At 55.6% G+C, this 8,459-nt stretch carries 6 protein-coding genes and 1 pseudogene; 4 read left to right on the plus strand and 3 right to left on the minus strand.

What is annotated here, in order from left to right; translation table 11 throughout:
• The 4 genes and pseudogenes from NHH03_RS15840 to NHH03_RS15855 all read left to right on the plus strand — a co-directional run.
• Positions 1-180: pseudogene (locus tag NHH03_RS15840) on the plus strand (ThiF family adenylyltransferase); the annotation flags it as partial.
• A 259-nt stretch (positions 181-439) separates the two neighbouring features.
• Complete coding sequence (locus tag NHH03_RS15845; RefSeq protein ID WP_253157873.1) at positions 440-871, plus strand: hypothetical protein; 432 nt, start codon at positions 440-442, stop codon at positions 869-871.
• Positions 872-1,095: 224 nt separating this feature from the next.
• Positions 1,096-1,413: a hypothetical protein gene (locus tag NHH03_RS15850; protein ID WP_253157875.1), complete on the plus strand. Its 318-nt coding sequence runs from the start codon at positions 1,096-1,098 to the stop codon at positions 1,411-1,413.
• A gap of 308 nt (positions 1,414-1,721) precedes the next feature.
• Positions 1,722-1,913 (plus strand): hypothetical protein, encoded by a 192-nt coding sequence (locus NHH03_RS15855; RefSeq protein WP_253157877.1) that lies wholly within the window; start codon positions 1,722-1,724, stop codon positions 1,911-1,913.
• Positions 1,914-3,396: 1,483 nt separating this feature from the next.
• Here the strand turns inward: NHH03_RS15855 and NHH03_RS15860 are convergent.
• The 3 genes from NHH03_RS15860 to NHH03_RS15870 all read right to left on the minus strand — a co-directional run bounded on the left by NHH03_RS15860 (position 3,397) and on the right by NHH03_RS15870 (position 8,370).
• The gene (locus NHH03_RS15860) at positions 3,397-4,464 is read right to left on the minus strand and encodes a hypothetical protein (RefSeq protein WP_253157879.1); all 1,068 of its coding nucleotides are present in this window, start codon (positions 4,462-4,464) and stop codon (positions 3,397-3,399) included.
• A 189-nt stretch (positions 4,465-4,653) separates the two neighbouring features.
• Complete coding sequence (gene xerC / locus NHH03_RS15865; RefSeq protein WP_253157881.1) at positions 4,654-5,679, minus strand: site-specific tyrosine recombinase XerC; 1,026 nt, start codon at positions 5,677-5,679, stop codon at positions 4,654-4,656.
• Positions 5,680-5,922: 243 nt separating this feature from the next.
• Positions 5,923-8,370, minus strand: coding sequence for a hypothetical protein (locus tag NHH03_RS15870; protein ID WP_253157883.1), 2,448 nt, complete (start codon positions 8,368-8,370; stop codon positions 5,923-5,925).
• Between the last annotated feature and the right edge of the window lie 89 nt (positions 8,371-8,459).

An 8,459-nucleotide genomic window follows, 5' to 3' on the forward strand; every position in this document is an offset into this window, starting at 1 on the left:
TCCACTCTGTTCGCTCAGTCGAATGCCCATACCGGTCAATGCACTTCTGCCAGTACCGTCTATGCCGCCAACCTGACCGCGTCTCTGATGGTTCATCAGCTGACGCGATGGCTGAGACAGATCCCGGTGGAACGGGATTTAAGCGTCAATCTGCTCGCTTCGGAAATGGTCCCGATGTAGCGGCGCCGCTGACAACTTCGTCGCTGTCTCGCATCGGAGGAATCTGGAACTGTCAAAACCACCTTACTGGATCGAACAATTGAATGGAGGAAAAAACAAAGTCCAATGCATCCACTGTTTGCTGTGATCTTGGTTCTGGCATTGTCGCTTGCGATTGCCGTGACTTTGATCCTGCAGGCGAGAACTCAAATCCGTGGGCTGCGAAGCATCTTGCTTCACGTGCTCAACAACAAAATCCCCAACAATGAAGAGGAGGTGTATGAGAAAGAACTCTGGCAGCCGCTGCGCGATGCTGGTCACGATCGTGACCTTGCTCGTGACGGCGGGATGCCAAAAACAAGCTCCCGGCCTGAGCGGTCCCCAAGTGGACCAAATTCTGGACGTCCAGCAAACGATCGTCGACGAACAGACAGGGCTCAACCAAGGTCGCGATGATTTGGAGTCGGATCGCAGGCAATGGGCCCAGCGCGACCGCCGAGATCCGATCATCGCCGAATCGATTCAGTCGGCAGCGATCCTAATCGCTTGTTGCCTGCCCCTGGTGATGCTCACGCTTCTCCTGTGGCCCCAACCACCGCCGGACGGCGAACAGGCGGCCAATGAAGTCTTGGTCGAGATGCTGACTCCCGACTGCCAACACTTGCGTGACGATTCCTCGGATCGAGAACGCCACAAGCTACCCGATGTCTAATCGCAAGTCCGAGAATCAACCAGCACCCCGCCGGATCATTCCGGCGGGGTGCGCTGTGGTGGTCGCGGTGTATAGTCAACGCGACCACTCTTTTTTTAGCCCCCAGAACGATTCGCCTGGAATCGGCCAGAAACGGTGCCGCTGACGAGACCAAATTAGTCAAACGTTATTCTCGCCACGTGCTGCCGGAGACGTACAACGCCTGCGCGAAGTGTAATCGTCCGATGATCGAGGGAGAGCATTTGAGCGGTCCGTTGACGATGGCGTCGCTGGCGATCGTGGACTGGATGATCACAATGATGGATTCGCAGGAGTTCGATTCACTGGGCGAGTGTCTACGGAGCGTCGTCATCGAGCAGTCTCAAGCGGGATCGAAGAATCCAATCATCATCGGTTTGGCCAATGGAATGATCGACCTGTCCGATCCGATCATCCACTGGATCATGTTGCTGCTTGACCAACGGATGAGGTCGCTGGCCGAGGTTCCATTGGAGAATGGTTCACCGCGTGGGCCTCCAAAGGCGGAGTTGATTCCATGCTAACGAACTCTTTGAAGATGGCTGCGAAATCAACCGTTGCGATTCGTGTACGCGAGGGCCGAATGCAACTGGCGAAAGATCAACACAGCAGAGCACAGAACCATCGCGTCAGTCGACCAAGATCGGAATCAAGCAACGCGACGAGCGTGATCTTACCGCATCCACTTCGCGCTGAAAGAGAAGAAGTGACTGAGACGCCCAAGTCACACTCTGCGGCATCTGCTAATCAGTGAAGTCAGCCGGACTTTGCAGCCAACCAAGAACCATCCCGGCTACCGCTGCATCCCCGACCGATCACAGGGGACTTAAGAGTGAACCCGAAGAACAACTTGGCCCACTGCTTCAGTTGTCAGCAGAACACCAACAACATCGACCTGATGTTACTGCAGGGTCACGACTTCGTCCCGGCGGTCACGATTCTGCGTCGTTGGTTGGAAGACTACCGAGATGACCTCGGCGATCCGACGCCATCGGCCAACTCCGATTCCTTGCAGACATCATGAGTTGAGTCCGAGCATCGGTTCAGCATCATCGAATTGGAACCAACGTCCATGCGATCGTTCGCTCAGAACGATCGCATTTTTGCTGCGCAGTTCGCTTTTTGTTGCGCAGTTGGCATTGATCGTTCCCTCGCGATCGCAATCGGATTTCGATCAAGAGTCCGAATCGCCGAGCAGATCAATCGGCGCCATCCATCCTTCACGACTTCGGTCCAGGATCATCCAACTCTCCGACACCAAATCGGCCAAGAAGAGCGGCGCGAAATGCTTCTCCAAATTTCGCACCAGTTCGGCCAACACGCCAAAATCACAGCCAAATCCCTACAGTCTCAATTCGGCCATAAATGCGACATCAAGAAGGCCGGTAACAGTTACCCGCTTGTTCGTGCCTCACTGCGCCGGTAACGATTCCGCTACGTTTCTCAAAGCGTCCAAGCGGTATCGCTGGCGCGTTGTTCAAGCGGCCTCTTGCGGACGGACTGCGCTCTTCGCGTACCGATGGCCGTTCGTTCCTCACTTTCCCATCGGAACGCGATCGCTCCGCCGCCGCCTTGCACGTCAAACGTAGTCCACCGCTCCCGGCTTGGTCGCTTAGGCTCCCGCGCGGTCGCTACCGTACTCTAAGAAGCGGATGACGCCATCCAGGCTATTTGTTTTCTATCGGGCTCAGCCCTCGGTTCCCTCGCGTGCGACTTCGGCATCGTGCCTGCGTCGCCCGCTCGGTCACGACGCCCGGTCTCCGCTCGGTCACTCCAGTGCGGTCTCCGTTCCTCGTTCCTCGTCACTGCGCCTTCCCTGCGCTCGGTCGCTACGCCCCGGCTCCACACGACGTCGCTGACTTTCACGGTTGGGGCATTGAACCGTGATTCCAACCTTTAAACCATTGGAAAGATCAACCACAATTCCCCGCTTCGTGTCGCGTTCCGCCGGGCGGCATCCATGCCACCGGGCTGGCTCATGCGGCGACCATCCGGGTCGCCGTGCCTTCGGCGAGTGCGCTCTAGTCCAGCGTGGCGGCTTCCTGCCGAAAGTTGCGACGCACTTCGTGTGCGTCGCTGTCGCTATCGCTCCGGTGCGCGCGGAAGTTAGCGCTGTCGTCCAGCGTGGCGGGCTTCCGGCCCGGAGTTGCGACGACTTCCTGTCGTCGCGGCAGTCACTTCGTGACTTGCTCATCGACTGAATCCCGAAGCTGCCCCACGCGAAGCGTCTCTTCTACTCGCTACTCAGTTGATCGAAAGCTTCACCCCATTGTTCATCATCCTCATCCTCTGGATGACAGAACAGTTCGCATGCAAGTTGAAGCCAATCCGAAGGGATCGGTTTTAGCGACAGCAGATACGCCTGCCTCACACTGCGATCGAGTCCGATGCAGTGGTCTATAAACCCTGTCAGGCAGTACTCCCCAACGCCCATACGCCAAGCAAGATCACCGGCAGGTGTGTCAGGAAATTGCTTCCATGGCACACTTACTGAGTTGTCGGAAGAACTAGTATCCACGGAACATCCTTGAGAACATCTGCAACTGCCGATCCCAGCTTCTCATCGACCAATTAAAATACTTGACACCCTCAGGATCGGAAGCCTCGATTGCCTCACCGAAATACGCGTCAATCGCCCATGTATACGCCGTTGGGAACATTCGACTGAGAATTCTCAGTTCCCCGCGGCTGGTTTGGGTTGCGTATCGTGCTGCCTCGCCCGTCATCGGCATTATCATGTCGGCAGAAAACGCGGCAACCTCATCGATAAGTACCGCGTTTCGTCTTTCGGGACTCGCATCCATAACCTCTTTGGCAGACAAGAAGACAGATAAGCCAATTAGAACACGTCCGGCTGACTGCGCAGATCGAATCTGCTTAAGTTGCTTTGCATTAAGCAAAGCCTCGTCAGGAATTGGTCCAACTGTATGTCGTTCACCGTAGGTCTGTACATAACCTTTTGCATCAGACACTGCTTTCAGAGATGCATTTACCCTTTGTAGCCTACCTTTTCCAAGTGTTCCCGAATCAATTTCGCTCTGCAACTGACTCCGGTATTTCTCCAAATCTGAGAGCAATTCCTTCGGGGACATGATGCGAACACCATTTTGCTTTGCCATTACGGGGTCAAGCGCAAGCACTTGATTCGTCTGGTTTTTCCCGGCAAGTACCTCTGCCATTTCTGGAACAGTCGTCCAAGAAATGCGATTTGAACCAGCGATCCTCGCGTTTCCACCTGGACGCAAATGCCTGTACGTCATCTCCGCTTGCGACACCGCCGCACGTGGATTACTACCTACAACGGGACTCAAGCCGTTCCCGGCCTGGAACGACGCAACATCATGTGGCTGTAGTCCTCTAAACAGTTCTGGATTCTGATATCGGTTCAGCAGGACAATACCGCCGATCCTAAAACTCGCCGACAGCAGTTGTGTTTCGTCAGACTGAAACTCTGGGATAGGGACTTCTTCCAGCCCACTTGGATCTGTCGCATTCGTCGGTCCATTCCCCACGTACCGATACAGGTTCGCATCGCCCGCAGCGAAGCCGATTGGGTCTTGGCTGATTATCCCCAACCAAGTGCAACTCCGGTGCGGCGGAGTGTGTTTGATGCGGCAATTCGTTGAGACTGTGGCGCAGTGGCGGCGGCGATGTTTGCGTACGATCGCCCCGCGCGCGTGAGCGCGGTTGCGGAGCGATCGTTTCGAGTTTCGTTGATCCGTTAGCATGGCTCCTATTGTAGATCGCTCAGAGTGATTGTGCGACTACTTGGATTCAGTTGTGTTTTCTGAATCGTCGTCGGTGTCATCCTCGTCGGGCTTTTCTGCTGGGTGCGTTTGGCCGTGGACTTCCAGCAGTTTCCGTAGTGACGTTTGCGTGTAGATTTGTGTCGTCTCCAATCGCTCGTGGCCGAGAATCGCTTGGATGTAGCGGATGTCCGCCCCGTTCTCGTGCATCAACGTCGCCATCGTGTGGCGGAAGATGTGACACGCGCCGCTCTTTTCGACGCCTGCGGATTGGATGTACTTGCGGGCGTATTCGGTCAGTGAGTCGGGATTCAACGGCTTGCCGTCTTTGGTCAAGAACAACGTCGGTTCTTTGTGGTCGAGTAGCAGTTTGTCGCGGGCGCTTTCAACGTAGCGGGCGATCCATAGCAAGGCGCGAAGACCGACGGGGACGTAGCGGTCTTTTTGGCCCTTGCCGTTGTTGATGAAGATCGCTTTGCGATCCACGTCGATGTGTTCGGTCCGCAAGCGGCACAGTTCGGCGCGGCGGATGCCGCTTGAGTAAAACACTTCCAAGATGGCGCGGTCGCGCAGGCCGAGTGCCGTTGTCGTGTCGGGTTTTGCTAGGATGCGTTCGACTTCATCAGCGGACAGAATCGCTTTGGGTAACGACTTGGGTTGTTTGGGGAGTTCAATTTCACTGGCCGGGTTGAACGGCAAATGGTTGAACTTCACTAAGTAACGGAAGAACTGGTTGACTTGAGCCAGGTGCATGTTCTGGCTGCGCCATGAAAGCGGTTGGTCGTTGTCTTTGCGATAGCGGAACAAGTAGCGTTGGTAGCTTTCTAGGATTGGTTTCGTTATCAGTGCGGGTTGCGAGAGGTCACGGTCCAAGCACCACAGCGCGAACGATCGCACGTAGTTTGCACGGATGCGAATGGTGTCGGGCGCGTAGTTGCGGACTTGCAAGTGTTCGACGTGACCGAGCAGTAGCAGCCAGAAGCCGCGTGGGTCGCTGTCGTCGCCGAAGGGAGCGGCAAGCACGGTGTTGAGATTGGATGACATAACAGGTTTCTCCGAGAGTGTCCGCGCGCACCGATAGCACGGACGGTTTGGTAAAGTGAAACTCGTTCATCAAGAAGCGATGAACGAAGCGCGGCAGAGATGCCGCTACGTACGATCGGTGCGTACGTCTTTGCGGTGGGGGTGCCTTGCGCCTGCCGAATCGGTCAGGTGTGGCGGCTAGTCGTTGGTGCGCAACGACTTGAGTTTGGATTTGCGATCGGATAGGTGCCGGAAAGCTATCGGTCAGGTTGCCTTTTGGCCGGACAGGTTGGGTGCTGTAGTGATAGATGGCGGTTCGGTCAGGGAAGCTGGGTCGATCAGGCCGACCATCGCCGGTTGTCCTTCGCGGCCTCGTCCGTCATACAGCAAGCTGTACCGGCTGAGCCGTCCGTTGCCGCCGCCGTGGGGAAGCACGTATTCGTGCTTACAAAGTCGTTCCAGATGAATGCGTATCGGTGAAGCACTCCAGCCGAGTTGCTCGCGGGCTTCGCGGCGAGTGAACAGGACTTCGCTCGGTTCAAGCTTGCGTGCCTTGGCGGTCGCTCGAATCCAGTCAAAGAGCTGGATCAGTAATCGGCGTGTCGGTCCCGCCAGTTCGTCGATGCTGCGTCCGAGCGCCCAATCGGCAATCATGTTCGCCAGCGCGATGTCACGGCGAGTGACTTCGATGTAGTCGGTTGTTTCTTCGTGCTTGGTGCGTTGTTTCACTTCGCGTTGATGTTGATGCAGTAGGGTGACCGCCTTGATTAAGCCGAGATATTTTTGGTGATCGCGACGGTGACGTGCTTGATTGCCGATGAACTTCAATTGATCGGCGTAAGGATTGATCACGCGAATCGGTCGCAAGCAGCGCTGTGCGTTTTGGTGAAGTGCCGTCAATCGCTTTCGTTCGGTTTCCTTGTCCCAGCCATCGAGCGTATCAGCGTGACGCTGCGCCGCGTGAATCGCTTGCGTTTGATCGGCGCTTTCATCGACGCTAACGACGAGACAGCGATTCATTAGCTCGGGATCGACATCCAGCGCCGTGGTTGTCATCACGAGCGCTACCGGGCCTTCGACTTCGTAGCGTTCGGTCGCGGTGCGTCCGGTGCCGGATTCTTTGGAGGTGGCGACTAGTGAAAGATGTCCTTCGCTTTGCAGCAGTTTCAATTGATACGAAGCGTCTCGGACGCCTTCTTCTTCGGCGACCGAGAGGATTTTGTGCTTCAGATTCTCATTGCCCAGGTAGTACAGGCTTTGGCTGGTCATCGCGCTGCAAGTGAAACGCGACTCCGACGGCATGAATCGTAGCACTGCATCGGCAAGTGAACTCTTGCCAGCAGCGGACGATGATTGAATGACCAAGCCGAGCGGCTTATCGAGCAGCCGACTCGTTGCAGCCAAGTATCCGGCCAGCTTGCCAGTCCGCTCGCCGACGATCCCGCAAGCGTCGAAGTCGTCGAGGATGCGGTCTAGCAAGTTCTCGTCTTTGAGTAGTTCCATTGCTTCGCTGCGCTCAGCCGCGGTTAGCTCGACCGGTTTGGTTTCGGTCTTGCCTTTGGTGCGTTGTTGTTCTTGCAGTTCTTCGAGTTTCAACAGGACTCGGCCTAGATCGCTGCGGAGTTCGTTTTCGGATAACGCTGTTTCTTCGGCGGATTCCTTCAGGTAGACACGGCGGCTGCGGGAGTGGTACAGATCGAGCGTATCGACGTGGAATCGTTCGTTGCGTTCATTGAAGATTAGCAAGTTGATTTTCATTACGCCTGACGTGTTGTTACGTTCCAAGCCGCGTACGCGCCATCGCCGTGTTTCGATGCAAAGCGTGACTTCGGTTTCACTTTGGGTGATGTCCATGTCATCCACCGGCGCGGGAGTTGGTGATGCGGCGGGCGTTTCTTTCTTTAGCTGCTTCTCTTTCGTGTGTTTCGTTTGTTTCGTGGTTGGTTCTGTTGCACTCTGGCCCTCCCCGGCCGCTACCGCGTCCGACCCTCCCACTTCGCGGGAGGGTGAAGTAAGTGTGGCTGCGCGGATGCGTTTACCAAGTGCATTGTCATCACTGCGATGGTCGATGGCATAGCAGTTGACGGTCGTTCCTTCAGGAAAGTGGATTCGCATCAACTCGATTCCATCGAAGAGTGATTCATCGAAGGATGAACCAGCGAGCAGAATACGTTTGACGGTGGCCGGGAACCGCAGGCTAGCGCCAAGCGGCTGATGCTGCTGTCCTTCGATTGCAATGGCATTGGTGTGACCGGCGGCGTGGAAGGTCCAGGCATCGAGGACGCTTTCGCAGAGAATGATTTCATCGAAGTTGGTCAATGCCGAAGCGTTGAAAGTTCCGTTGCCGATGGTCAATCGTGGTTCAGGCTTGTTCTTTTTGTCGATGCGTTCGCCGTAGATGCCGGTGACGTTGCCTTCGATGTCAGTCAGTGGCAACGTGATGAAGCCTCGCAGTGTTTCGCGACCGTTGGGCTTGATGATGCCTACTTGTTTTAGCTTGGTTCGAATCTCGCGACCGAGTTTGAATTGTTTGTCAGGGATCTGCTTGCCGAGCGATCGATCGGAGTAGCCGACTCGAAGCATTGAATCCGATGAGAGGCAGTGCTTGGTGAGGAAGTCGTGGGCGTTTTCATTTAGATGTTGGGCGTAGAAATCCGTGACGGTTGCTAGTGGGTTATCGAGTAGACGCTGCGTGAATGTATTCTGATTCATTGTTTCGATTCCTATGGTCTGAAGGCTAATGTCTGTTCGCTATGGACAGACCGGTGGCCCGGCCCTTACTGGGGGTTTGTTTTTGGTTG

The sequence above is a fragment of the Stieleria tagensis genome (genome assembly GCF_024129865.1).
Classification (GTDB): Bacteria; Planctomycetota; Planctomycetia; order Pirellulales; family Pirellulaceae; genus Stieleria; species Stieleria tagensis.

Bases quoted from the DNA above. Each gene is read 5' to 3' on its own strand.
- NHH03_RS15845 (WP_253157873.1), top strand. From the start codon at position 440: ATGAGAAAGAACTCTGGCAGCCGCTGCGCGATGCTGGTCACGATCGTG.
- xerC (WP_253157881.1), bottom strand. From the start codon at position 5,679: ATGTCATCCAATCTCAACACCGTGCTTGCCGCTCCCTTCGGCGACGAC.
- NHH03_RS15850 (WP_253157875.1), top strand. From the start codon at position 1,096: ATGATCGAGGGAGAGCATTTGAGCGGTCCGTTGACGATGGCGTCGCTG.
- NHH03_RS15870 (WP_253157883.1), bottom strand. From the start codon at position 8,370: ATGAATCAGAATACATTCACGCAGCGTCTACTCGATAACCCACTAGCA.